Below are 23,033 nucleotides of genomic sequence, written 5' to 3'. Positions count from 1 at the left end.
TTAGTTAAGGAAAAGGAAACGCATGGACCAAGCAGACATTCCGGCGAGACTGCTAAAGCGCGAGGGCATTGGAGCCCGGGTTCCTCGCAAGGAGGACGCGCGTCATATGGTAGGCAAAGGCAATTTCGTTGGTGACTTCGTATTGCCGGGCCTCCAGGAGGTTGCGTTCCTGCGCAGCCCTTTGGCGCACGCCAGCATCACTGGCGTTGAGATTCCTGAGGAGCTTACCGGGAAGGTGTTCCTGCGCGAGATGATGACGGATGCAGCAGACATCGGTTCACCTTCTTCGCTACCTACATACCAATACTCAGCGTTGCCGCCGCTGGCCTCGGGCAAGGTTCGCCACGTAGGGGAGGCCATCGCCATGGCTGTTGCTCCTACTCGTGCAGTGGCGGAAGACCTACTCGAGGAAGTGCAGGTCTCGTATGACGAGCTGCCCGTCTACCACAGCGCTGAGTCCTCTCTCGCGGCTACGGGGGAGTTCCTGCACCCTGGGTGGAAAGACAATGTATTTCTCACGCTGCGGGCCAATCGCGACTTCGATGAACTTGCCGCGAAGGCGGAGGTGAAAGTCAGTCGCACGGTCGAGCTCTCACGTCAGTGCATCGTGCCGCTAGAGGGAAAATCGGTGTTGGCCTACTGGGATTTCCAGGCCGATCAACTCGTGGTGGTCAGTGCGACCCAAGTTCCGCATTTGCTGCGCATCGGAATAGCCCAGCACCTCTCGATGAATGAGGAGGCTGTGCGCGTGGTGTCGCCCGACGTCGGCGGCGCCTTTGGCTACAAGGGTCAGCTCTACCCTGAGGACCTGTGCATAGCCTGGTTGGCCAAGACGTATCGGACGCCATTCCGCTATCTCGAGGATCGACGCGAGCATCTGATCGTCGGTGCCAACACGCGGCAGCATCACTACCAGCTCACGGCCTATGCGGACCGAACGGGAAAGCTCCTGGCGTTGGACGCTGTCATCACCATCGACGGCGGCGCATATTCCTACTATCCCTTCTTTGTCGGTCTGGAGCCCGGCCAAGCGATCGGTAATCTGCCTGGTCCGTACACCTTTCGCGGTTATCGCTGCGAGACCCTATGTGTCGCGACCAACAAGCCAGGGTTCATGGCCTATCGCGGCGTGGCGCGCACCGGCGTTTGCTTCGCGATCGAACTTCTCATGGATGCTGTTGCGCGTGAAGTTGGGCGCGAGCCTTGGGAGGTCCGGATGGACAATTTGGTCCCGGCCGCTGCAATGCCCTACGTCAATGTGGCCAACAAGCACTTTGACAGCGGCGACTTTCCCGCGAGTCTCCGCCGTGCAGTGGAGATGATTGGACTCGCAGCTGTCCGGGAGCGCCAGGCTCGCGGAGAGCCGGACGGACGTCGGATCGGGTTCGGGACGGCAACCTATACCGAGCAATCTGCCCACGGCACCACGGTGTTCGCCAACTGGGGGTTGCCAGTGGTGCCTGGTTTTGATCAGGCGCTTGTCAGGATGACCGCGGATGGCGGGCTCGAAGTGCGCGTCGGCGTGCACTCGCATGGCCAAGGCATGGAAACCAGCTTCGCGCAAATCGCCAATGACGTACTTGGAATTCCGGTCGCACGAATTCGGGTTGTGCATGGTGATACAGCGCTTACCCCCTTCTCCTCGGGAACCTACGCCTCTCGCGCAACGGTCATGTCAGGGGGCGCCATCTCGACCGCGTGCAAGGAGCTTTTGCCTCGAATCCAGTCGATCGCCGGCTATCTCATGGGCGTCGACCCGCAAACGGTCGCATTGCTCGAAGGGCGCGCTATCGCCGGGGAAAAGTCGATTCCCCTGTCTGAAGTAGGGGGCGCGTGGTACCTCACGCCACAGGAGCTGCCTGCGAGCGTTCATCTCGGTGGCCTGGAAGTTTCGCGTGCGTACAAGCCCAAAGTCGACACCGGTACCTTTACGTATGCGACCCACGCTGTCGTTGTTGCAGTCGACACGGAGACGGGCGAGGTTGAGATTCTTGACTATGTCGTCGTCGAAGATTGCGGCACCATGGTCAATCCGATGATCGTGGAGGGGCAGACCATCGGCGGCATCGCTCAGGGTATCGGCACTGCGATGTACGAGGAGAGTCCTTACGACGACCAAGGCCAGCCGTTGGCTTCCACCCTGGCTGACTACATCTTGCCTGGCGCCACGGAAGTGCCGCGCATTCGCATCGAACACTTCGAGACACCTTCGCCTCACACGGAGTTCGGTGCCAAGGGCGTGGGCGAAGGTGGCGCGATCGCGCCGCCGGCGGTTATCTTCAATGCCGTGAACGACGCTTTGCGAGGTACTGGTGCTGCAGAGGTGCTAATGACTCCGTTGACGCCGCGTCGATTGCTCAAGGCCCTCGAAGGCTCAAAGCTGGTACAGGAGGGCGTCAAGTGAAGGCGTCCAAGTTCGCATACACACGCGTCCTCGAAGTAGATGAGGCGCTTGCCGTGCTGGCAAAAGGGGGCGGCACTGTGAAAGCGATGAGCGGAAGTCAGTCCTTGGGTCCAATGCTCAACCTGAGATTGGCGCGACCGGCGCAAGTGGTCGACGTCGCGAACATCCCAAGTCTGCGCGCTGTCAGTCGCAAGGCTGGGTGGGTTGAAATCGGCGCTGCCGTAACGCACGCCGAGGTAGAGGATGGCGCACACCAGCCGCTGGCAGGACATCCGATGCGTCAAGTCGCAAGTGGGATCGCCTACCGGGCGATCCGTACCCGCGGTACCGTCGGAGGTAGCTTGGCGCATGCCGATCCCGCGGCCGACTGGGTGGTTACGCTCGCGGCACTCGGTGCGCGCATCGTGATTAGGTCGCCGCGAGGCGAGCGCACGATCGAGGCTCACGCGCTCATGCTCGGCGCCTACACGACAGTGCTTGAGTCCGATGAATTGATTGTCTCCATCGCTGTGCCTTCCGAGACTCCCACTACGCATTGGGGATACCACAAGGTCTGCCGCAAGCCAGGCGAGTTTGCAGAAGCCAGTGCAGCGGTCTATTTCGATGTCTCGCGCAAAAGTGCGCGAATCGTTTTAGGGGCCGCCGACGGTCCACCCATTCTGCTGAGTGAGCTCGCGGCTGAAATCGCGATCAAGGGTGCCAGCGCTGCGGGGCGTGAACAGCTGCGAGCGGCCGTCAGCGTCGCACTCCCCGAGCGCGACACCATCGATCTGAAGCTTTTCACGGCCTGCGTGGAGCGCGCGCTCGAGCAGTCCGGTGTTTTTGCCGACCTAAGACAAGCGGAGTAAAAGACTTGGACCCGATTTCCATTCAAGTAAATGGCCGCAGCTTCAGCCGGGAGGCCGAGCCGAGGATGCATCTTGGCGACTTCCTGCGCGACGAACTGCGCCTGACAGGGACTCACCTCGGCTGCGAGCACGGCGTCTGCGGCGCGTGCACGGTACTCGTCAACGGTCAACCTACGCGTTCGTGCATCACTTTCGCCGTGGCATGTGAAGGCCAAGAGGTCACCACCATCGAGGGCTACGACGATGATGCGGTGATGCAACTGCTGCGGCCAGCGTTCACGCGCCATCACGCGCTGCAGTGTGGCTTCTGCACACCTGGGATGCTCACCACGGCGCGCGACATCGTGCTTCGTTTGCCCGAAGCTGACGAAGCGCGAGTACGCCTCGAGCTATCCGGGAACTTGTGCCGTTGCACTGGATACCAGGGCATCGTGGATGCCATCTTGGACGTGCTGCAACAGCAGCGCGACGCCCCCGACGTGCTATTTGAAAAGCTGCGACAAAAAATGAGTTCGTCGCGATCTGTCGCGATAAACCGAGTCACGACACCAAGGCAGACAGAACTTCCATCTCACTCGCCCAGCAAGCCGCCCACTGCAGATTCGAACGGTCTTGCGGAGATGGCGGAAGTCGACCCGGTAGCAATGGCTAAGGCCAAGGCCAAGGGGAATGCGATCGAAGTCTATTTCGACGTGCCTAATCCGCTGAATCAAGTGTGGGAATTCATGGGCGACCTGCCTGCGGTTGCATCCTGCTTGCCCGGCGCGACTATCGACTCGCACGAAGGGGAGAGGGTGAAGGGCACCATCGCCATCAAGTTCGGCCCGATGTCGGCGGCTTTCGCCGGTGCAGCGCGGTTGGAGCGTGACGACGCCGCCAAGCGTGCGGTCCTTCGCGGTGCCGGCCAAGACAGTCTGAGCAAGTCGCGCACCCAAGGGGACATTAGCTACAGGCTGGAGGCACTGTCGGCCGACAACACTCGCGTTCACGTGGACATGATTTATGCCCTTCAGGGGCCGCTTGCACAATTCTCGCGCTCCGGACTCGTAAAGGATTTCGTGCGTCGCATGGTGGCGGACTTCGGAAAGCAGATCACTTGGCGGCTCGGCGGGCAAACGGCCGTTTCCAACGAGTCGCAGCCCACGGTGTCGATCGCCGGGATGATGTGGAGCGTGCTCTGGAATCGCATCCGCAGTTGGCTCGGAAAACCCCCGCAGACTTAAGGCGACTCGCGCCGACCGCTCTGATTCCAAATGCGATGCAAACCACATTCAAACTCATAGTTTAGATAGTTACTTGAATTCTATGTTGGCGATGTCACGTTGGATCGATGCGGTCCACGATCGCTTGGGGCGGCTCGTTTGATTGGCGATACTCGCTGCCGTTGCGGCGACCGCCCTTAGTTCAGTTGGGCGAGAGTTATTCACCGCGAGTTTCAATGATTGGTTGGAGCTATAGAGTATGGACGAGCGGATTATCACGGAGTCGCAATGAGTTTCTTTCCTTATGGCTATCACGTACGCGCCAACGGGGTGCGCTTGCACCTGCTGCGCTATGGAGGACAAGGCCCTCGCTTACTCCTGTTGCCGGGCATCACGAGTCCAGCAATCACATGGGGTTTCGTTGCCGAGCGGTTGGCGCGGCACTTTGACGTGCATGTCCTTGACTTCCGGGGCCGCGGGTTGTCCTTTAGTGCACCTGGGATGATCGCAAGCCTTGATGCAATGGCGGCCGACGTGCTCGATCTACTGGATATTCTGGCATGGTCATCTGCGACGCTGCTGGGCCACTCGATGGGCGCCCGAGTTGCGATTCGCGCTACGACGCTCAACCCAGAGCGCATAGCCAAGCTGTTGTTAGTGGATCCGCCGATGTCCGGCCCCGGTCGCCGGGCTTACCCGGTACCGCTGACCTGGTATATGGACTCTATTCGCTTGGCTGCGCAGGGCATAACAGCCGAGGAACTGCGGCCCTTCGCCCCAACCTGGACAGAGGAACAACTGCGGTTGCGGGCCGAATGGCTCCACACGTGCAACGAAGATGCCATCATTCAGGCGCATGTCGGCTTCCACGAGGACGACATCCACACCGATCTACTCAAGCTGCGTACACCCGGACTTCTCATGGCGGCGGGAAAAGGGGGGGTGATGCTTCCGGAGGATTTGACTGAGATCAGAACGCTCGCGCCTGGCTTGGTGCAATGTACAGCCGCCAGTGCTGGCCACATGATCCCGTGGGATGATGAGGAGGACTTTTTCCGTCTTCTTGGTGAGTACCTGAAGTTCGACTTGCTGTAGTAGAACTTGAGGCGCAGTTTGGTATTTTATTCAAACCCAAGGGGGCGATACACTCGTCGTATGACGATATTTGCGATCACAGGATGACGACCAAGCGCTCTCCCGCTAAAAAAAAGACAGGTGGCACAACTGATGCGCCAAAGCCCCCGGGCCCCGAGATCTTCAACCCCCTGCGCCAAACAATGTGGCGCCGTCCGGGTTTTCTAATCCGTCGACTGACTCAGATCGGTCAGGCGATATTTTTCGATTTATGCAAGTCAGAAAGTATCACGCCGCTTCAGGTCGGCATGCTGACAGCACTGTCGATGAACCCGTGGCTGGATCAGAAAGCAATTGGCCGAGAGCTTTCTCTGGACCGCACGACAACTGCCGAAGTGATGAAGCGTTTGGTCGACAAAGGACTGGTTGAGACTCGAGTAAATCCGGACGATCGTCGATCAAGACTTTCGGTGATTACCAAGGAGGGCTTAAAGCTGATCAATGATTTGCAAGAAAGCATACACCGCTCTCAAGAGCTATTGATCGAGCCACTGTCTCCGGACGATCGCGCCGTTTTTATGAAACTGCTTGCTCAGCTCGTGGATGCCCATGAAAAAATGGAAAAACGGAGCTGAGTCGTCTGGTGGAGGTTTTTGTTGGTCGGGATCTGATGACGACCGCTAGACCGAGCTTGTTCTTCGCCGCGCGCACTGGGCTGCCGCCGGTTCGGTGGACAACGACCTAAGCTTTTTCAGCTTTCTCGAACTCTATCGGACTCACGTATCGCGCCCCCGGAACTCGACCACGCCTCGCCGGAAGCGCCCGTGTGTCTCCAGCGCCCGCATCGCGACGGACACCCACGCCGTGTCCAGGCCGGGGATCATCGCCGCCACGCTCTTGGCGTCGATGTCGGTGCCATGAGCGAGCAGGGCGGCATACCGCGCGAGCAGTTCGGCGGCGGTTTCCGCCCGGTGGCCCAGGAGCGCCTCGCTGTAGTTGCACTGGGAATCGATCTCCAGCAGGACATCGGGGAACTGTACGTCGCCGATCTCCCTGTAGATGAGCTCGCGCAAGCGCCGCGGCTCACCCTCTTCAGGCAGGGCCATCACGGCAGGAAGATGCAGCATGCCGTGGACATCGACTTCAAGCGAACCCTGCTCGCAGGCTTCGCCGACGGCGGCGAAGCCCGCACTCAAGTTGTGGAGGAGGGGGTCGACGCGTGCGTCGGCCGTTGCGTGCGCGTCAGCAGAGAGGTTACATTGCAGGCCAAGCTCCCAGAGCATTCTGCATCGAACAGAGAACGGACTGCTGCGCTGCCTAGTCACCTGTCGCCAACGCCAAGAGAAAAGCAATGAAAACACTTCCAACCATCTTCAAGAGCATCTGCGCCATGGCATTGATTGCGATGACGGCCGGCTGCGCAACTGGCCACCCGGACCGTGACAAGATCGCAATCGCGGCGGGCTTCAAGATCGTTTCACCGACCACTCCTGAACAGACCGCGCTCTACGCCAAGCTACCCAAAGACGCCGTCACGCCCGTCAAGTACAAGGGAGGCCTCTACTACGTGATGCGCGATTCCTCAAATGGAATGGCGCTGGTCGGCAACTCGGCACAGTACTCGGTCTACCAGGAAATGCGATATCAACAACGCATGAACAGCGAGGATCTGCGAGAGGCCCAGATCGACGAGATGAACAACGTCGATTGGGGCACGTGGGGCGGTGGCGGCGCGGCCTTTGTCGGCGGTTTCGCCCGTTGAGCGAGCGATCGGCGATCGGCTTTTTCGACAATCGTTAGCTCGATCCCGTCGAGCTGCTTCTGGCTGCCGCCGCAGCTAGCGCCATGAACGCAGGGCGGCAACGCGCCGTTTCGCGCGACCGCATCAAGATCTGCGCTAGTCCCACCTGTCCGGTGCTCTTCCTTGACCGCAGTCGGCGTGGCGATCGGTTGTGGTGCTCGTCAACCTGCGGAGCTCGCTTGGCCTCCGCGCGCTATCGCCAGCGGTTTCCTCCGGCCTTGTTGGACAGCGTTTGACTGATCGCCGGCACGAGGGCATCGCCAGTGAGGGGCCCCGACGGGGTGCCACCCGTGCATGGATGCGGACGTAGAACGTGAGGCAGTCCACAGATGGACAAGCAGATCCTGCATGAGGTCGTTCTAAAAAGGCTCTCAAGGCTAGTCTAGTAGGAAGTTCGAGGCACGCTGGGCATCGACAGTGCCCACTGCGCGATCTGGTCTTTGCGCACGAAGGCCACGTCTGGATGCTTGCTGGCATAGGTGAGGAAGTCGCCCATGACCTTCACGCGCGCCGGCGTTCCACCGATGCGGTCGTGCGTGGAAATCGACATCATTCGGCGCCGTCCGCCCGCCTCGGCGTAGAGCTGGTCGAACTCGTCCCTGAGCTCCTGGCCGAAAACCGAGGCCGTCAGCGGGCCCTCTGCTCCATAGCGTGCGATGTCGTTGTTGCGCAAGGTATAGGGGACGATGGCAAAGGGCTTGCCGTTGACCTCGGTGGTCATCGGCTCGTCGCTCGACAGGTCGTCGATGTGATAGGTGAAGTCTAGTTCTTGCAGGATGCTGAGCGTCCTGGGCGTGCCGCGCAGCCAGAAGGCATTGAAGCCGACCGGCCGCGTACCCGTCGCCTTTTCGATGGCGGCGATGTTGGCGACATAAGAGGCTCGCTCCTGCTCGGCCGTCATCGTCCAGTGCGGCGTCCAGGTCTGGCCATGCGCGGCCGCTTCATGGCCGCGGCGGACGATCTCGCGCGCCAGCGCCGGGTGGCGTTCAATTGCCTGGCCGGTCATGTGCGAGGTGACCTTCACGCCATGCTTGTCCCACAGGTCCAGCATCCGCGGAATGCCTTCGCGAACGCCGTAGTCGAACCAGGTGCGTGCCGGCAGGTCGGGCACATCCTCGGCCAGCGGCGGGAACGGCGCGCCGTTGTTGTGCTCGCTTTGGGCGCCGGCTTCGAATTGCATGGAGATCGAGATCACGAGCCGCGCGCCATTGGGCCAGAAATGGTTTGAGGATTGGGTGGAGTGGGACATGAAGGACGTTTCAGGGAAGGGAGTGGAGAGGATGGGGATTGGGTGATTCCGCGACCAGTTCGACCACGGGGCCGTCGGGAATCGCGATGAAGAACTGGCACTCGCCCGTTTGCGGAACAAAAGCCTCGTGGTAGGGCAACGCGCGGTCGTCCAGGCGGCGGCGTACAGCGTCCGCATCCGTCATGCGGAAGGCGATGTGGTCGACCACGCCCCCGCTGCCCCGAGCCGCGCGGGCGCCCACCTGCGCGGAGAGTTCGTCCGCCGAGGCGGGCCCGCGCAGCGCGATGTGCACCACCGCACGGTCTGCGGCATACAACCACCATCCGCGGAAGCGAAAGGGCGGCCTCGGTCCGATGCGCAATCCGACCACCTCGGTGAGGAACGACAGTGTGGGCCGTGCGTCTGCAGTGACCAGAAGCACATGGTCGAGGGACGGCGCCTCGGCTTCGACCGTCTTGCGGGGATAGGTGGTCATGGCGGCGTGGGGCCCCGTCGCATCAGGCGACCAATGCACCGCTGTCGAGGTCGATGACGGCGCCCGTGAGCGCACGTGCCTGCATCGCGAACAGGTAGCCGGCCGCGGTGTCGGCGTCGCTTGCGGCGAAGCCCACCGGAAGCGTCTGACGCAGCTTGTCGAACATGGCGGCCCGCCTGGTGTCATCCATCAGGCGCCAGCTCGGCGTGTTCACCGGGCCAGGGCTGATCGCATAGACACGCACCGGGGCCAGTTCGCGCGCCAGTTGCCGGGTCGCGGCCTCCAGCGCCGCATTGATCGCCGTCTTGACGACTGCTTTGGGTGAGGGCTTGCGTGCCAGCATGCCTGAGGTGAAGCCGATCGAGCCGCCCTGGCGCAGGCGCGGAGCGGCATGCTTGGCCGCGATGAGGCTGCCAGTCAGCTTCACCTCGAAGGCCGTACGCGCTGCATCGAAGTCGAGCGCGCCAAGCGGCGACGAGCCGATCAACGCACTGGCTGTCACGACTAGGTGATCAAGCGCGCCGAGGCGCTCGAAGAACGCGACGACCTCGGCTTCCTGGGTGATGTCGAGCGTCACGGTCTCGAGGCCGGGGTTCCCGCGCGCCGCCGCGGCAAGCCTTTGCGGGTCGCGTCCGCCGACGATCACGCGCGCGCCGAGCCGTTGTGCGCCGCGCGCGACGGCAAGACCGATGCCCGAGCTGCCACCAAGTACGGCAACGGTCTGATCGGAAAGGGAGGAAGACATGGGTACTCCAGTCGATGGTTGGTTGTGATTTCGGAATCCGGATTCCGGAATCCGTGATGAGAGGGGGTGCTCGCGGCCTCAGGGATGGACGACGCCCAGCTGCTGCAGCAGCGACAGGTTGTCCTCGAGGTGCCAGTTCTCGGCGATGCGCCCGTGGGCGATGCGGTAGACGTCGGTTGCGATGAAATCCACCCGTTGCCCGCTGCCTGACTTGCCCTGGAAGCTGCCGGTGTAGTGCCCGGTAAAGCGCAGACGCGCGACCACGCGGTCGCCCACCAGCAACATCTCCTCGGCCTCGGCCTTCAGGTCCGGCACCGCCGCGCGGAAGTTCCTCGATGCGAACAGCGGGCCCTCGACGCCCTGCGGGCGCCCCGGCGGCAGCGTACGGTCCATGAACCCGGGCGCCAGGGCGAGCCGGGCTTGGGCTTCGTCGCCCGTGTCCCAGAAGGCGAGATAGCGTCGCGCGGCCAGCGACATGGCGTCGCGTTGCGATGCGGCGATCGAGCGGTCCTGCACAACGTGGGCGGGCGAGGGCAGCACAGGTGCGGGCGCTTCGGCGAAGGCGGGGGATGAGAGGGCGGCGACCGTGGCCATGGCAAGGGCGACGCGGGCGGCTCGACGGCAAGGTGGGGACGAAGACAGCATGAAGAACTCCTGGTGGATGCGCGATGGGGCGCGAAGGTGTTCACTGTCTTTCTTTTCGTTCTAGGAGAAAATAGCCTTTAACTGACAAGCGACTATTCCAAAAGGTAAAAGATGCCCGAACTCGCCGACATGAAGCTTTTCGTGCAGACCGTGACCGCCGGCAGCCTCTCGGCCGCGGGCCGCGCGCTGGGGTTTTCACCGGCCGTCGGCAGCAAGCGCCTGGCGCGGCTCGAGGCGGCGCTGGGCACGCGGCTGCTGCACCGCAATTCGCGCCGGCTCGCGTTGACCGACGAAGGCGCCATCTACTTCGAGCGTTGTCAGTCCATCCTGGCCGACGTGGACGAAGCCGAGGCGGTCATCGGTCACGGATCGCACGCGCCGCGCGGCGTGCTGCGCGTGTCGTCGCCGGTTGCGTTGGGACGCCGCTGGGTCGGGCCAGCGATGGCCCGCGTCGCGCGCGACAACCCGGGCGTGTCGGTGCACCTCTCGCTCTCGGATTCGGTGGTGGACCTGATCGAGGGCGGCTTCGATTGCGCCGTGCGCATCGGCGGTGCGGAAGACTCGCGGCTGGTGGTGCGCACGCTAGCGTCAAACCGGCGCGTGATGTGCGCGGCGCCAAGCTACCTCGCGCGCCGCGGACTGCCGCAAACGCCCGCCGATCTTGCGACCCACGACTGCATCGTCATGACCCGTAGCGCGTCGGGGATTGCCGACTGGGCATTCCGGCCGACCGCGCGCCCCCACGACGCGCTGACCAGCGTTCGCGTGCGTGGACAACTGGTCACGGACAACGGCGAACAGGCCCACGACTGGGCGCTCGCAGGGCTCGGGTTGGTGCGCCGCTCGGTGTGGGATGTGGGGGCCGAGCTGGCAGACGGAAGCCTGGTCGAGGTCATGACGGCTTGGACGGGCGAGAGTGCACCCATCCAGGTGGTCTTTGCTTCGCGTCGCTTCCTGCCCCTTCGAACGCGAATGTTTGTCGATTTGCTCGTGGCGGAGTTCGCGCATGGGCAGACGCTCTAGGGATTCGCTTATATGGGCGCCTCCCGGATCGCAAGTAACTCGTGTGTGTGAAGAAGCAGGAGGCAGGGCTGCAGTCTTACTGGAATGGACGCCCCCTTTCTCCGGCGTTCGCCGGCTGCCAGAGTGTCAGCGGGCGATATTGCCCACTGCATATCGGAGGCAGCTCATGAAGATCACGACGATTGGTTTGGATCTCGCCAAGAACGTCTTTCAGGTGCACGGCATCAACGAGCACGGCGTCCCCGTACTTCGCAAGCAGCTCAAACGCAACCAGGTTGCACCGTTCCTCGCGCGTCTGGAGCCCTGCTTGATCGGTATCGAAGCCTGCGGCGGGGCGCACTATTGGGCGGCCAAGCTCACCGCGCTCGGGCATCGCGTGAAGATGATGGCGCCGCAGTTCGTCAAGCCGTATGTCAAGACCAACAAGAATGACGCGCTTGATGCGGAAGCTATTTGCGAGGCCGTCACCCGACCGAACATGCGGTTTGTTCCGGCAAAGTCACACGAGCAGCAATCTGTGTTGGCGTTGCACACGGCCCGTGAGAGCTTCGTCCACGCACGCAGTGCCCAGGCAAACCAGATTCGCGGGCTGCTGATTGAGTTCGGGCTCATCATTCCCCAAGGCATTCGTCATGTCTACGAGACGGTTCCAGGGCTGATTGAGGATGCCAGCAATGAGCTCCCCGGACGCTTCAGGCTGCTGATTGATCGGCTGCTGCAGCACCTCAAGGAACTGGACCGGCAGGTCCGTGAACTCGAGAGGGAGATCGAGGTATGGCATCGCGGCAACGAGGTCAGCCGTCGCCTAGAGACGATTCCAGGCATCGGCCCCATCACCGCAAGCGCGCTGGTGGCCAGCGCCGGCGACCCGACCAACTTCAAGAACGCGCGGCAGTTCGCCGCATGGATCGGGCTGGTGCCGCATCAGAGCTCCAGCGGAGGCAAGACCAAGCTGCTGGGCATCAGCAAGCGCGGCGACGTCTACCTTCGGACGCTGCTGATCCACGGGGGCCGTGCGCTGGTGCAGTTGGCCAAGACGCGAGCTGACCGAGCCGACACCTGGCTGGGCAGGTTGGTTGGCCGTCGACATCACAACATTGCGGCCGTGGCGATGGCCAATAAGAACGCGCGGCTAGCGTGGGCGTTGCTGTCCACGGGCAAGGCCTATGAACCCATGCATGCGCCGACAGCAGCTTCGTAGCTTTTGCAGCGCGCGAACGTCGGCGCATCACGTAAAGACTCTCTCACAGGTTGCTATGGCAATCGATCGTTGATGGCAATACAGGTAGGACCGGGGCTGGTCAAACCTGACGGATATAACGAGCTTCGAGCTCGCAGTCTTATTGAGGAGCCAGCCAGCGCATTCCATCAGGGCCGAAGCGCTTCATGCGTCTGAAGGTCGGATGTATGTCTGCAATCTTCTCCTGCTCGCCAGCAACGTGACATAGCCTTGCAAACTGGGGGCGTCCATGTATCTATCCGGCCTGTTGTGCAAGCTGATATGCCTGCCGGCCCTGATGGTTTTCGCTGACGAGGTTCCCATCTGATCAACGAGCTTGATGCTCTTGTTCCCTATCGGAGTGTCCCCGCCCCGGTCCGACCTGTCTGTCCCATCACACGCGTGGTCGCTTGCTCTCCTTCAAAAACGTTGTTCTGGAATCTTCGTCAGCGCGCAGCCTGCCAAGCCCCGGGGCGCCAAGCTAGACCGCGGGCCAGCACTGCCCAGATCGTTCGCGCCAGCTTGTTCGCCACGGCGGCGACGGCCACGCTATAGCTCGCCCATATAAGCATTTCCCTAGAGGCATGGTGGCTTTCTCGGCCGGCCCCGGGACGCCCTGGGACCGGTTCAGGGCAGTTCGGCGCGGCTCGGCATATCGGCACCGCGGCGGGAGCAGGTAATGGCCGCAGCCTTCGCGGCGAAGCGCAGCAGCGCTTCCAGTTGCCTTTCGTCCAGCGCCCTCAGCGCCACGGGCGTGAGCGCATCGTGTTCATCGAGCCAGGTCAGCAAGGCGGCCTGGAAAGTGTCGCCAGCGCCGACGGTGTCGATCACCTCCACGTGCCTGGACGGCGCGTCGATACGCGCCTTAGCGGTCCAGGCGCTCGAGCCGGCGCATCCGCGCGTGACGGCCACCAGTGCCGCGCCTTGCGTCAGCCATCGCGGCGCCACCTGCTCGGGCGTTTCGTCCGGGTAGAGCAGGGCGAGGTCTTCCTCGCTCACCTTGACCAGGTGCGACAGCGAGACCATGCCCTCGACCACTTCGCGCCAGCGAGCGATGTCGGGTTCGACATTGAGCCGGACGTTCGGGTCGTAGGCGATCAGGCAGCGCGCACGGGCGGTTGCCGCGAGTGCGCGCAGAGTGCTGCCGACCGGCTCGACCACGAGCGCGTAGGAGCCGAGTTGCAGCACCCGCGTGTCCGCCGGCAGCGCCGGCAGCATGTCGGGCGTAAGCCGCCGGTCGGCCGCACCGTTGCCGTGGAAGTCGTAGCGAGGCACGCCGTTGACGTCGATGCTGACCACGCTGAGCGTGCTCGGCGCGTCGTTGCGCAACACCAGCGAGGTGTCGACGCCCTCCGCCACGAGCGATGCCAGCAGGCGCTCGCCCAGGGCGTCGGTCGACAGCGTAGAGAGGAAGGCCGCGGGCCGCTCCAGCCGGGCCAGCCCCTGCGCCACGTTGAGCGGCGAGCCGCCGATGCGTGCATCGAGCCGCATGCCAGTGGGCGTGGGCTCGCCCATGTAGACGTCGATCAGGGCTTCACCGCAGACCACGAACATATTGATGTCTCCTTCGGGTTTCCACTAAATAACTCAACTTGATTTAAATACTCGAACCCAACTATAGTTGCCTCGCCCCCCTTCGCCAAGCCTTTGAGGGTGAGGGCGCTTTCAAGCCCCCGCAGGCAAGTCGCCCGCGAAATAAGGAGACCTAAGATGCTGAATCTCAAACTCGCCGCTGCCGCAGCGACGACCCTGGTGCTGGCCGCCGCAGGCACCGCGCAGGCCGCCGAACCCGTGATCGGCCTGATCACCAAGACCGAGACCAACCCCTTCTTCGTCAAGATGAAGGAAGGCGCCTCCGCCGAAGCCAAGGCCAAGGGCGCCAAGCTGCTCTCGGGCGCCGGCAAGACCGACGGCGACAACGCCGGCCAGGTGGCCGCCATGGAAAACATGATCGCCGCCGGCGCCAAGACCATCCTGATCACGCCGAGCGACGCCAAGGCCATCATCCCGGCGATCAAGAAGGCCCAGGACAAGGGCGTGATGGTGATCGCGCTCGACAGCCCGACCGATCCGCAGAGTGCCACCGACGCCCTCTTCGCCACCGACAACTACCAGGCCGGCGCCCTGATCGGCCAATACGCCAAGGCCGCGATGGCCGGCAAGCCGGTGAAGATCGCGACGCTCGACCTGTTCCCGGGCCACCCGGTCGGCGCCCAGCGCCACAACGGCTTCCTGCAGGGCTTCGGCCTGAAGAGCAACGACGCCAAGAACAACGAACTCGCCCGCCCGGCCGAGGTGGTGTGCATGGCCGACAGCTTCGGCGACCGCGCCAAGGGCCAGACCGCGATGGAGAACTGCCTGCAGAAGAATCCCGACATCAACCTGGTCTACACGATCAACGAGCCGGCCGCGGCCGGCGCCTTCAACGCGCTGCAGAAATCCGGCAAGGACAAGAACGTGATGGTCGTCTCGGTCGACGGCGGCTGCGACGGCATCAAGGATGTGGCGGCCGGCAAGATCGCCGCCACCTCGCAGCAGTACCCGCTGAAGATGGCCGCGATGGGCGTCGCCGCCGGCGTCGACTACGCCACCAGTGGCAAGAAGGTCAGCGGCTACACCGACACCGGCGTCACGCTGATCGCCGCCAAGCCGGTGGACGGCGTCGAGAGCAAGGACACCAAGCTCGGCACCGAGCTCTGCTGGGGCAAGAAGTAAGCGCGGCGCCACTGCACACCGGACACCGCCATGGCTGCCATCCCCTCCACCACTCTGAGTGCCAAGCTGCCCCCGCTCGGACAGCTCGGCCCGTTCATCGCCCTGCTGATCGCCTGCATCGCCTTCGGCTTCACGACCGACCAGTTCTTCAGCGGCGAGAACTTCTCGCTGATCCTGCAGCAGGTGACGGTGGTCGGCGTGATCGCGATCGGCCAGACGCTGATCATCCTCACGGCCGGCATCGACCTCTCGTGCGGCATGATCATGGCGCTCGGCAGCATCGTGATGACCAAGCTGGCGGCCGACATGGGGCTGCCCGCGCCGCTGGCGATCCTGGCGGGCATCGCCGTGACGGCCGGCTTCGGGCTCATCAACGGCCTGCTGGTGACGCGCATCAGGCTGCCGCCCTTCATCGTCACGCTGGGCACCTTCAACATCGCCTTCGCGATCACCCAGCTGTACTCGGGCGCGCAGACGGTGACCGAGGTGCCGCCGATGATGACCTGGTTCGGCAGCACCTTCGCGCTGGGCGGCACCAACATCGCCTACGGCACGATATTGATGATCCTGCTCTACCTGGGGGTCTGGTTCTGGCTGCGCGAGACCGGCGCCGGGCGGCATGTCTACGCGGTCGGCAACAACCCCGAGGCGACCCGGCTGGTCGGCATCCCGCCCGAGCGCGTGCTGCTCGGCGTCTACGTGCTGGCCGGGGTGTTCTACGGCATCGCCTCGCTGATGTCGGTCGCGCGCACCGGCGTCGGCGATCCCAACGCGGGCCAGACCGAGAACCTCGACGCGATCACCGCGGTGGTGCTCGGCGGCACAAGCCTGTTCGGCGGCCGCGGAATGATCCTCGGGACGCTGGTCGGCGCAGTCGTGGTGGGCGTGTTGCGCAACGGCCTCACGCTGATGGGCGTGTCGTCGGTGTACCAGGTGCTGATCACCGGCATCCTGGTGATCGTCGCCGTGACCGTCGACCAACTTTCACGCAAGGGAGCCCGATGATGACAGCCGCCACTGCACCCCTGGTGATGCAGGCCAAGGGCCTGATCAAGCGCTACGGCCAGGTCACGGCCCTCGACGGCGCCGACTTCGAGCTGCGCGCCGGCGAGATCCTGGCCGTGATCGGCGACAACGGCGCCGGCAAATCCTCGCTGATCAGGTGCCTGTCGGGCGCCACCGTGCCCGACGAGGGCCAGATCCTGCTGGACGGCAAGCCGATCCACTTCAGGGCGCCGATCGACGCCCGCCGCGAGGGCATCGAGACGGTCTACCAGGACCTGGCGGTGGCGCCGGCGATGACCATCGCCGAGAACCTGTTCCTTGGCCGCGAGATCCGTCGCGAGGGCTTCGCCGGCAACGTGCTGCGCATGCTCGACAAGAAGAAGATGCTCGAGCAGAGCGTAGCGCGCATGAACGACCTCAAGGTCGGCATCCGCTCGATGACGCAGGCAGTGGAGACTCTGTCGGGCGGCCAGCGCCAGTGCGTGGCGGTGGCGCGGGCGGCGGCCTTCGCGAGCCACGTGGTGATCCTGGACGAGCCGACTGCGGCGCTCGGCGTGAAGGAAGGCAACATGGTGCTCGAGCTGATCCGGCGGGTGCGCGACAAGGGCCTGCCGGTGGTGCTGATCAGCCACAACATGCCGCACGTGTTTGAGATCGCCGACCGCATCCACGTCGCCCGCCTGGGCAAGCGCGGCGCGGTGCTCAACCCGAAGAAGATCAGCATGAGCGACACGGTGGCGGTGATGACGGGGGCGCTGCCGCCCGAGCAGTTGCCGGCCGAGTGCCTGGCATGAGGCGTCGTCCATGCTGAAGAACATCGATCCCCTGCTCAGCCCCGAACTGCTCAAGGTGCTCTGCGAGATGGGCCATGGCGACGAGATCGTACTGGCCGATGCCAACTTCACCGCCGAGTCGCTGGGCCGCGGCAAGCCGATCGTGCGGCTTCCCGGGGTCGGCATGCGCGAGGCCTGTGCGGCGGTGCTGTCGGTGCTGCCGCTCGACGCGGCGGTCGCGCAGCCGGTCGCGTACATGCAGGTCAGCGACAACCTCGAGGGCTATCGCAGCGCCTTGCAGCGTGACGTGATCGCGCGAATGCAGGCCAGCGGCGATGCGACGGAGGCGCAATGTGAGGGCACCGAACGATTCGCCTTCTACGAGCGGGTCTCGCGCGCCTATGCCATCGTGCAGACCGGGGAGATGCAGCCCTTCGCCAACTTCCTGTTCAAGAAAGGCGTGATTGCTCACGCCCTGGTGCCGTGACCGCAGCCGAAACCGCCGCCAGGCTGCGTCCGCGCGGCTCGAACAACCTGGGCACGCGCCAGTTCAACGAGCGCGTGGTGCTGCAGGCGATCCGCCTGCACGGCGCGCTGCCGAAGGCCGAGATCGCACGCCTGACGAACCTGACCGCCCAGTCGGTGCAGCTGATCATCGCGGGGCTGGAGGCGGACGGCCTGGTGGTCAAGCACGCGCCATTGCGCGGCAGGATCGGCCAGCCATCGATACCGATGGCGCTGAACCCGGACGGCGCGTATTCGATCGGCATCAAGATCGGGCGGCGTAACCTCGATGTGCTGCTGGTCGACTTCGCCGGGCACGTGCGGGAGCGCCTCACGCTCGACTACCAGTTCCCCGATCCCGACACGCTGTTCGACGAGATCCGCGCGCGCGTGCAGGCGTTGCGCAAGACGCTCGGCCCCAAACGCGCACCACTGCTGCACGGTGTCGGCGTCGCTGCACCCTTGTCGCTCGGCGGCTGGCGATCGCTGCTCGGCGTCGCGCCGGAGCAGGCCGGCAAATGGAACGCGATCGACATCCGCGCGCAGGTGATGGCGATGACCAAGCTGCCGGTCGAAATGGTCAAGGACACGGCGGCCGCCTGCGTGGCCGAACTGGTGTCCGGGGCCGGACGCAGCATTCGCAGCTTTCTCTATGTGTTCATCGACACGTTCATCGGCGGCGGGCTGGTCATTGACAGTCGCCTGCGCAGCGGCGGGTCGGGCAACGCGGGCGCCGTGGGGTCGATGCCGCTCGGGCCGGGCCTTGCTGGCGGCGCCGTGCCGCCCCAGGTCCTCAACGTGGCTTCGCTGTTCACGCTGGAGTCGATGTATGCGCAGGCCGGGCTCGATGCCGGCGCGCTGGCGGACTCGCGCGCGGTCGCCGCGCCGTGGCTACCCGTCACGCGCGCGTGGATGGCGCAGTCGACCCCGGCGATCGCGCTGGCGATCAATGGCGCCGCGGCGCTGCTCGACCTGGAGGCCGTGATCGTCGACGGATCGTTCAGCCGGGAGATGCTTGCGGCCGTCCTGGCGGAGCTTGGCGTCGCGCTCGATCGTTGCAACTGGGAGGGAATCTCCCGCCCCCAGGTGCTGGCCGGGACGGTCGGCGCCGATGCGGGCGCGATCGGCGGAGCGCTGCTGCCGCTCTACGCGAACTTCGCCCCCGATCGCAACCTGTTTCTCAAACTCGATCGTTGATCCAGCCCAACTGAGTCAAGCTGATTCCCCATCCCGGTGTTGCCCGGCCCGAGGCCGGAACCCGCTTTATAAAGGAGCCTTCGATGAGTCTTCATCCAGTGCTTGCCGCGGTCACCGACCGCATCGGCGACCGCAGCGCGACGCCGCGCGCGGCCTACCTTGCCCGCCTCGAACAGGCCCGCTCCAAGGGCCCGATCCGGCAGGCCCTCGGCTGCACGAACCTGGCCCACGGCTTCGCCGCGGCGCCGGTCGGCGACAAGATCATGCTGCGCGAACTGCGCCAGCCCAATATCGCGATCGTCTCGTCCTACAACGACATGCTGTCGGCACACCAGCCCTTCGAGCGCTTCCCGGCCCTCATCAAGCAGGCGGCGCGCGAGGTGGGCGCCACCGCGCAATTCGCCGGTGGCGTGCCGGCGATGTGCGACGGCGTCACGCAGGGCGAGCCCGGCATGGAGCTGTCGCTGTTCAGCCGCGACGTGATCGCGATGGCCACCGCGGTGGCGCTCTCGCACAACATGTTCGATGCCGCGCTGTGCCTGGGCATCTGCGACAAGATCGTCCCCGGCCTCTTGATCGGCGCGCTGCAGTTCGGCCACCTGCCGACCATCTTCGTGCCCGGCGGGCCGATGCCTTCGGGCATTTCCAACGACGAGAAGGCGCGCGTGCGGCAGCGCTACGCCAAGGGCGAAGTCGGCCGCAACGCCCTGCTCGAATCCGAAGAGAAGTCCTACCACGGCGCGGGCACCTGCACCTTCTATGGCACGGCCAACAGCAACCAGATGCTGATGGAAGTGATGGGGCTGCACCTGCCGGGCGCGGCCTTCATTAATCCGGGCACGCCGCTGCGCGATGCGCTGACTGCGGCGGCCGCGCAGCGGGCGGTCGAGATCACGGCCGAGGGCGGCGCGTACACGCCCATCGGCCGGGTGGTCGACGAGCGTGCGATCGCCAACGCCATCGTCGGCCTGCTGGCCACGGGTGGCTCGACCAACCACACGATCCACCTGGTCGCGATCGCGCGTGCGGCCGGCATCCGCATCAACTGGGACGACTTCCGCGACCTGTCCAAGGCGGTGCCGCTGCTGGCGCGCGTCTACCCGAACGGCAAGGCCGACGTCAACCAGTTCCACGCCGCCGGCGGCATGGGCTACGTGATCGGCGAGCTGCTGGACGCCGGGTTGCTGCACGACGATACCTTGACGGTGGCCGGCGCCGGTGGCCTGGCGCGCTACCGCCAGCAGCCGGTCCTGGACGACGCCGGCCGGCTGGCCTGGCGCGACACGCCGCGCGCGAGCGCCGATGCCGCCATCCTGGCCCCGGTCTCGGCGCCCTTCAGCGCCGACGGCGGGCTCAAATTGCTCACCGGCAACCTCGGCCGCGCGGTCATCAAGACATCGGCCGTCAAGCCCGAGCACCGCGTGGTGCAGGCGCCGGCGATGGTGTTCGATACGCAGGAGGCGGTGATCGCCGCCTTCGATCGCGGCGAGTTGCAGCGCGACTTCGTCGCCGTGGTGCGCTTCCAGGGACCGCGCGCCAATGGCATGCCCGAGCTTCACAAGCTCACGCCGATCCTGGGCGTCCTGCAGGACCAGGGCTTCCATGTCGCGCTGGTCACCGACGGGCGCATGTCGGGTGCTTCGGGCAAGGTGCCCGCGGCGATCCATGTCACGCCCGAGTGCCTGGCGGGCGGACCGCTCGCGCGGGTGCGCGACGGCGACCCAATCGTGCTGGACGCCGAGCGCGGCGTGCTCGAGGCCCGCGTCGCCGCCGCCGAGTGGCAGTCGCGCCAGCCGGCCGTCGCCGAGCTCGGCGAGTCCCGCCACGGCATGGGCCGCGAACTGTTCGCGGCATTTCGCGCCAACGCGCTCGGCGCCGAGGAGGGTGCCGTCACCTTCCACGCGGCAGAGCCGGGCGCGCCGGGCCATGCGGCGCCTGTCGCGCCGGTCCACGACCATTTCGTCTTCACCCAGGGAGCCACGCCATGAACATCCTGCAGATCATGCGCACCGGGCCGGTGATCCCGGTCATCGTCATCAACCGACTCGAGGATGCGGTGCCGCTGGCACGCGCGCTGGTGGCCGGCGGCGTTCGCGTGCTCGAGCTGACCTTGCGCACGCCGGTGGCGCTGAAGGCGATCGAGGCCATCGCCAACGAGGTCGAAGGCGCGATCATCGGCGTCGGCACGATCACGCGGCCGGAGGACTTCGACGCGTCGCTCAAGGCCGGGGCCTTGTTCGGCGTCAGTCCGGGCCTGACGCCGGAGCTGATCGCGGCAGCCAGGGACAGCTCGCTGCCCTTGCTGCCCGGCGTGATGACGCCCTCGGACGTGATCGCCGCGCGCGCGGCGGGCTTCACGGAACTCAAGCTCTTTCCGGCGCAGCAGGCCGGCGGCGTGGGCATGCTGAAGGCCCTGGGCGGTCCCTTTCCCAATCTGGCGTTCTGCCCGACCGGCGGCATCAGCGTCGCCACGGCGCCGGATTTCCTGGCCTTGCCCAACGTCGCCTGCGTCGGCGGCTCCTGGCTGACGCCGGGCGACGCGGTCGCCGCTCGCGACTGGGGCCGCATCACCGCGCTGGCACGGGACACCGCACGTCTCGGCCAGACCGCCTGAACCCCGAGCGACGACTTCGCGCGCATCCGCGACGCAACCCAAGGATTCTTCCATGCCCCAAGTCAATTCATTCGATCTGCTGCTGTTCGGCGGCACCGGCGACCTCGCCATGCGCAAGCTGCTGCCGGCCCTGTACTTCCGCCACCGCGATGGCGACCTGCCGCCGCATGGCCGGATCCTGGGCCTGGCGCGCGAGCAGCTCGGGCGCTGCGACTTCATCGCGAAGGTGAAGGCCAGCTTTGCCAGCTTCGTGCCCGCCGCGGACATGGACGAAGCGACCTTCGCGAGCTTCGCCGAACGCCTCGACTACGCCAAGGTGGAGGCGAACACGCCCGCGGATTTCGATGCGCTGGCGCAGGTACTGAAGGATTCGCCGGCCGAGGTCCGGGTCTTCTTCCTGTCCACCGCGCCGGACTTCTTCGCGCCGATCTGCAAGAACCTCGCGGCGGCCGGGCTGGCCAGCGCCAACTCGCGCGTCGTGCTGGAGAAGCCCCTCGGGCGCGACCTGGCCTCGGCGCAGAAGATCAACGCGGACGTCGGCCGCGTGTTCACCGAGCCGCAGATCTTTCGCATCGACCACTACCTGGGCAAGGAGCCGGTCCAGAACCTGCTCGCGCTGCGCTTCGCCAATGCCCTGCTCGAACCGCTGTGGAACCGGACCTGGGTGCGCAACGTGCAGATCACGATCGCCGAGCAGGTCGGGGTCGAGACCCGAGGCGAGTTCTACGACCGCACGGGCGCGCTGCGCGACATGGTGCAGAACCATCTGCTGCAGTTGCTGTGCATCGTCGCGATGGAGCCGCCGACCTCGATCCATCCGGATGCGGTGCGCGACGAGAAGCTCAAGGTGCTGCGGGCGCTGACGCCCTTCACGCAGGCCGACGTCGGCTCGCGCACCGTTCGCGGCCAGTACCGCGCCGGCACCGTCAACAGCCAGGCCGTGCCGGGCTACCTCGAGGAAGCCGGCATTCCGCCCGACACGTCCACCGAGACCTACGTGGCGATCCGCGCCGAGCTCGAGAGCTGGCGCTGGTCGGGCGTGCCTTTCTACCTGCGCACCGGCAAGCGCATGGCCGAGCGCTCGGCCGAGATCGTGGTCAACTTCCGCTCGGTGCCGCATTCGATCTTTCCGTCCAATGGCACTGAATCGGCGGGGAACCGCCTGGTCATCCAGCTCCAGCCGGAAGAGAGCCTCAAGCTGTTCATGATGGCCAAGGTGCCCGGCGACACCATGAACCTCCGGCCGGTCGGCCTGAACCTGGACTTCGCCGAGCAGTTCAAGCAGCGTCCGATGGAAGCCTACGAGCGCCTGCTGCTGGACGCCATCCGTGGCAACCTGACGCTCTTCATGCGCCGGGACGAACTGGACGCCGCGTGGCGTTGGTGCGAACCGATCCTGGACGGCTGGCAGGCCTCGGGCGAAATGCCCAGGCCGTACAGCGCCGGTTCGTGGGGGCCCGCCGCCTCCAGTGCACTGGTCGGGCGCGACGGCGCCGCCTGGCGCGAGGAATCTTGAGTCAACCACGCTCCGAGACACACC

At 65.0% G+C, this 23,033-nt stretch carries 22 protein-coding genes and 1 pseudogene; 17 read left to right on the top strand and 6 right to left on the bottom strand.

The window, feature by feature from the left end:
* Nucleotides 1-22 precede the first annotated feature (22 nt).
* The 5 genes from AC1DYK_RS09855 to AC1DYK_RS09835 all read left to right on the top strand — a co-directional run bounded on the left by AC1DYK_RS09855 (nucleotide 23) and on the right by AC1DYK_RS09835 (nucleotide 6,163).
* Nucleotides 23-2,404, top strand: coding sequence for a xanthine dehydrogenase family protein molybdopterin-binding subunit (locus tag AC1DYK_RS09855; RefSeq protein WP_478166108.1), 2,382 nt, complete (start codon nucleotides 23-25; stop codon nucleotides 2,402-2,404).
* Nucleotides 2,401-3,252: an FAD binding domain-containing protein gene (locus tag AC1DYK_RS09850; RefSeq protein WP_478166107.1), complete on the top strand. Its 852-nt coding sequence runs from the start codon at nucleotides 2,401-2,403 to the stop codon at nucleotides 3,250-3,252. The genes AC1DYK_RS09855 and AC1DYK_RS09850 overlap by 4 nt, the downstream gene beginning before the upstream one ends.
* 65 nt (nucleotides 3,253-3,317) lie before the next feature.
* The gene (locus tag AC1DYK_RS09845) at nucleotides 3,318-4,475 is read left to right on the top strand and encodes a xanthine dehydrogenase family Fe-S subunit (protein ID WP_478166190.1); all 1,158 of its coding nucleotides are present in this window, start codon (nucleotides 3,318-3,320) and stop codon (nucleotides 4,473-4,475) included.
* Nucleotides 4,476-4,742: 267 nt separating this feature from the next.
* The gene (locus AC1DYK_RS09840; RefSeq protein WP_478166106.1) at nucleotides 4,743-5,549 is read left to right on the top strand and encodes an alpha/beta fold hydrolase; all 807 of its coding nucleotides are present in this window, start codon (nucleotides 4,743-4,745) and stop codon (nucleotides 5,547-5,549) included.
* An 83-nt stretch (nucleotides 5,550-5,632) separates the two neighbouring features.
* Nucleotides 5,633-6,163 (top strand): MarR family winged helix-turn-helix transcriptional regulator, encoded by a 531-nt coding sequence (locus tag AC1DYK_RS09835; protein ID WP_478166105.1) that lies wholly within the window; start codon nucleotides 5,633-5,635, stop codon nucleotides 6,161-6,163.
* Nucleotides 6,164-6,313: 150 nt separating this feature from the next.
* Here AC1DYK_RS09835 and AC1DYK_RS09830 read toward each other — a convergent pair.
* Nucleotides 6,314-6,763 (bottom strand): annotated as a pseudogene (locus tag AC1DYK_RS09830) (Tn3 family transposase); the annotation flags it as partial.
* Between the two features lie 155 nt (nucleotides 6,764-6,918).
* Between AC1DYK_RS09830 and AC1DYK_RS09825 the strand changes: the two are divergent.
* Together AC1DYK_RS09825 and AC1DYK_RS09820 are read left to right on the top strand one after the other, a co-directional pair.
* Nucleotides 6,919-7,290, top strand: a complete 372-nt coding sequence (locus AC1DYK_RS09825; RefSeq protein WP_478166104.1) for a hypothetical protein — start codon at nucleotides 6,919-6,921, stop codon at nucleotides 7,288-7,290.
* A gap of 83 nt (nucleotides 7,291-7,373) precedes the next feature.
* Entirely contained in the window at nucleotides 7,374-7,565 is a 192-nt protein-coding gene (locus AC1DYK_RS09820; protein WP_478166103.1) for a CGNR zinc finger domain-containing protein, read from the top strand.
* Nucleotides 7,566-7,711: 146 nt separating this feature from the next.
* Here AC1DYK_RS09820 and AC1DYK_RS09815 read toward each other — a convergent pair whose 3' ends face one another.
* The 4 genes from AC1DYK_RS09815 to AC1DYK_RS09800 all read right to left on the bottom strand — a co-directional run bounded on the left by AC1DYK_RS09815 (nucleotide 7,712) and on the right by AC1DYK_RS09800 (nucleotide 10,443).
* Nucleotides 7,712-8,578 (bottom strand): polysaccharide deacetylase family protein, encoded by an 867-nt coding sequence (locus AC1DYK_RS09815; RefSeq protein WP_478166102.1) that lies wholly within the window; start codon nucleotides 8,576-8,578, stop codon nucleotides 7,712-7,714.
* A 10-nt stretch (nucleotides 8,579-8,588) separates the two neighbouring features.
* Entirely contained in the window at nucleotides 8,589-9,053 is a 465-nt protein-coding gene (locus tag AC1DYK_RS09810; protein ID WP_478166101.1) for a VOC family protein, read from the bottom strand.
* 22 nt (nucleotides 9,054-9,075) lie between these two features.
* Nucleotides 9,076-9,798, bottom strand: coding sequence for an SDR family oxidoreductase (locus tag AC1DYK_RS09805; protein ID WP_478166100.1), 723 nt, complete (start codon nucleotides 9,796-9,798; stop codon nucleotides 9,076-9,078).
* Between the two features lie 78 nt (nucleotides 9,799-9,876).
* On the bottom strand, nucleotides 9,877-10,443 hold the full coding sequence (locus tag AC1DYK_RS09800) for an ester cyclase (protein ID WP_478166099.1): 567 nt from the start codon (nucleotides 10,441-10,443) through the stop codon (nucleotides 9,877-9,879).
* 111 nt (nucleotides 10,444-10,554) lie between these two features.
* Between AC1DYK_RS09800 and AC1DYK_RS09795 the strand changes: the two genes are divergently transcribed.
* A complete protein-coding gene (locus tag AC1DYK_RS09795) occupies nucleotides 10,555-11,466 on the top strand; it encodes a LysR family transcriptional regulator (protein ID WP_478166098.1) in 912 nt (303 codons plus the stop codon).
* Nucleotides 11,467-11,632: 166 nt separating this feature from the next.
* Complete coding sequence (locus tag AC1DYK_RS09790) at nucleotides 11,633-12,667, top strand: IS110 family RNA-guided transposase (RefSeq protein ID WP_478166097.1); 1,035 nt, start codon at nucleotides 11,633-11,635, stop codon at nucleotides 12,665-12,667.
* Between the two features lie 645 nt (nucleotides 12,668-13,312).
* On the opposite strand, the gene AC1DYK_RS09785 is transcribed toward AC1DYK_RS09790, so the two are convergent.
* A complete protein-coding gene (locus AC1DYK_RS09785) occupies nucleotides 13,313-14,239 on the bottom strand; it encodes a carbohydrate kinase family protein (protein WP_478166096.1) in 927 nt (308 codons plus the stop codon).
* A 156-nt stretch (nucleotides 14,240-14,395) separates the two neighbouring features.
* Here AC1DYK_RS09785 and AC1DYK_RS09780 point away from each other — a divergent pair, with 156 nt between their 5' ends.
* From AC1DYK_RS09780 to zwf, 8 genes are all read left to right on the top strand, one after another.
* The gene (locus AC1DYK_RS09780; RefSeq protein WP_478166095.1) at nucleotides 14,396-15,400 is read left to right on the top strand and encodes a substrate-binding domain-containing protein; all 1,005 of its coding nucleotides are present in this window, start codon (nucleotides 14,396-14,398) and stop codon (nucleotides 15,398-15,400) included.
* Between the two features lie 30 nt (nucleotides 15,401-15,430).
* Nucleotides 15,431-16,405 carry an ABC transporter permease gene (locus tag AC1DYK_RS09775; RefSeq protein WP_478166094.1) on the top strand — a complete coding sequence of 325 codons (975 nt, stop codon included), beginning with the start codon at nucleotides 15,431-15,433 and terminating at the stop codon, nucleotides 16,403-16,405.
* Nucleotides 16,405-17,199, top strand: a complete 795-nt coding sequence (locus AC1DYK_RS09770; protein WP_478166093.1) for an ATP-binding cassette domain-containing protein — start codon at nucleotides 16,405-16,407, stop codon at nucleotides 17,197-17,199. Before AC1DYK_RS09775 ends, AC1DYK_RS09770 begins: the two co-directional genes overlap by 1 nt.
* A 10-nt stretch (nucleotides 17,200-17,209) precedes the next feature.
* Nucleotides 17,210-17,665: an RbsD/FucU family protein gene (locus tag AC1DYK_RS09765; protein ID WP_478166092.1), complete on the top strand. Its 456-nt coding sequence runs from the start codon at nucleotides 17,210-17,212 to the stop codon at nucleotides 17,663-17,665.
* Nucleotides 17,666-17,742: 77 nt separating this feature from the next.
* On the top strand, nucleotides 17,743-18,879 hold the full coding sequence (locus tag AC1DYK_RS09760; RefSeq protein ID WP_478166091.1) for an ROK family transcriptional regulator: 1,137 nt from the start codon (nucleotides 17,743-17,745) through the stop codon (nucleotides 18,877-18,879).
* An 83-nt stretch (nucleotides 18,880-18,962) separates the two neighbouring features.
* Nucleotides 18,963-20,867 carry a phosphogluconate dehydratase gene (gene edd, locus AC1DYK_RS09755; protein ID WP_478166090.1) on the top strand — a complete coding sequence of 635 codons (1,905 nt, stop codon included), beginning with the start codon at nucleotides 18,963-18,965 and terminating at the stop codon, nucleotides 20,865-20,867.
* Nucleotides 20,864-21,493 (top strand): bifunctional 4-hydroxy-2-oxoglutarate aldolase/2-dehydro-3-deoxy-phosphogluconate aldolase, encoded by a 630-nt coding sequence (gene eda / locus AC1DYK_RS09750; RefSeq protein ID WP_478166089.1) that lies wholly within the window; start codon nucleotides 20,864-20,866, stop codon nucleotides 21,491-21,493. The genes edd and eda overlap by 4 nt, the downstream gene beginning before the upstream one ends.
* A gap of 52 nt (nucleotides 21,494-21,545) precedes the next feature.
* A complete protein-coding gene (gene zwf, locus AC1DYK_RS09745; protein WP_478166088.1) occupies nucleotides 21,546-23,009 on the top strand; it encodes a glucose-6-phosphate dehydrogenase in 1,464 nt (487 codons plus the stop codon).
* The last annotated feature ends 24 nt before the right edge of the window (nucleotides 23,010-23,033 follow it).

Source organism: Variovorax sp. P2_H12 (genome assembly GCF_056403395.1).
This window is presented reverse-complemented; position numbering and strand designations above follow the sequence as displayed.

Coding starts and splice junctions, on each gene's coding strand:
- AC1DYK_RS09855 (WP_478166108.1), top strand. CDS start 23: ATGGACCAAGCAGACATTCCGGCGAGACTGCTAAAGCGCGAGGGCATT.
- AC1DYK_RS09845 (WP_478166190.1), top strand. CDS start 3,318: ATGCATCTTGGCGACTTCCTGCGCGACGAACTGCGCCTGACAGGGACT.
- AC1DYK_RS09840 (WP_478166106.1), top strand. CDS start 4,743: ATGAGTTTCTTTCCTTATGGCTATCACGTACGCGCCAACGGGGTGCGC.
- AC1DYK_RS09835 (WP_478166105.1), top strand. CDS start 5,633: ATGACGACCAAGCGCTCTCCCGCTAAAAAAAAGACAGGTGGCACAACT.
- AC1DYK_RS09825 (WP_478166104.1), top strand. CDS start 6,919: ATGGCATTGATTGCGATGACGGCCGGCTGCGCAACTGGCCACCCGGAC.
- AC1DYK_RS09820 (WP_478166103.1), top strand. CDS start 7,374: ATGAACGCAGGGCGGCAACGCGCCGTTTCGCGCGACCGCATCAAGATC.
- AC1DYK_RS09815 (WP_478166102.1), bottom strand. CDS start 8,578: ATGTCCCACTCCACCCAATCCTCAAACCATTTCTGGCCCAATGGCGCG.
- AC1DYK_RS09810 (WP_478166101.1), bottom strand. CDS start 9,053: ATGACCACCTATCCCCGCAAGACGGTCGAAGCCGAGGCGCCGTCCCTC.
- AC1DYK_RS09805 (WP_478166100.1), bottom strand. CDS start 9,798: ATGTCTTCCTCCCTTTCCGATCAGACCGTTGCCGTACTTGGTGGCAGC.
- AC1DYK_RS09800 (WP_478166099.1), bottom strand. CDS start 10,443: ATGCTGTCTTCGTCCCCACCTTGCCGTCGAGCCGCCCGCGTCGCCCTT.
- AC1DYK_RS09795 (WP_478166098.1), top strand. CDS start 10,555: ATGCCCGAACTCGCCGACATGAAGCTTTTCGTGCAGACCGTGACCGCC.
- AC1DYK_RS09790 (WP_478166097.1), top strand. CDS start 11,633: ATGAAGATCACGACGATTGGTTTGGATCTCGCCAAGAACGTCTTTCAG.
- AC1DYK_RS09785 (WP_478166096.1), bottom strand. CDS start 14,239: ATGTTCGTGGTCTGCGGTGAAGCCCTGATCGACGTCTACATGGGCGAG.
- AC1DYK_RS09780 (WP_478166095.1), top strand. CDS start 14,396: ATGCTGAATCTCAAACTCGCCGCTGCCGCAGCGACGACCCTGGTGCTG.
- AC1DYK_RS09775 (WP_478166094.1), top strand. CDS start 15,431: ATGGCTGCCATCCCCTCCACCACTCTGAGTGCCAAGCTGCCCCCGCTC.
- AC1DYK_RS09770 (WP_478166093.1), top strand. CDS start 16,405: ATGACAGCCGCCACTGCACCCCTGGTGATGCAGGCCAAGGGCCTGATC.
- AC1DYK_RS09765 (WP_478166092.1), top strand. CDS start 17,210: ATGCTGAAGAACATCGATCCCCTGCTCAGCCCCGAACTGCTCAAGGTG.
- edd (WP_478166090.1), top strand. CDS start 18,963: ATGAGTCTTCATCCAGTGCTTGCCGCGGTCACCGACCGCATCGGCGAC.
- eda (WP_478166089.1), top strand. CDS start 20,864: ATGAACATCCTGCAGATCATGCGCACCGGGCCGGTGATCCCGGTCATC.
- zwf (WP_478166088.1), top strand. CDS start 21,546: ATGCCCCAAGTCAATTCATTCGATCTGCTGCTGTTCGGCGGCACCGGC.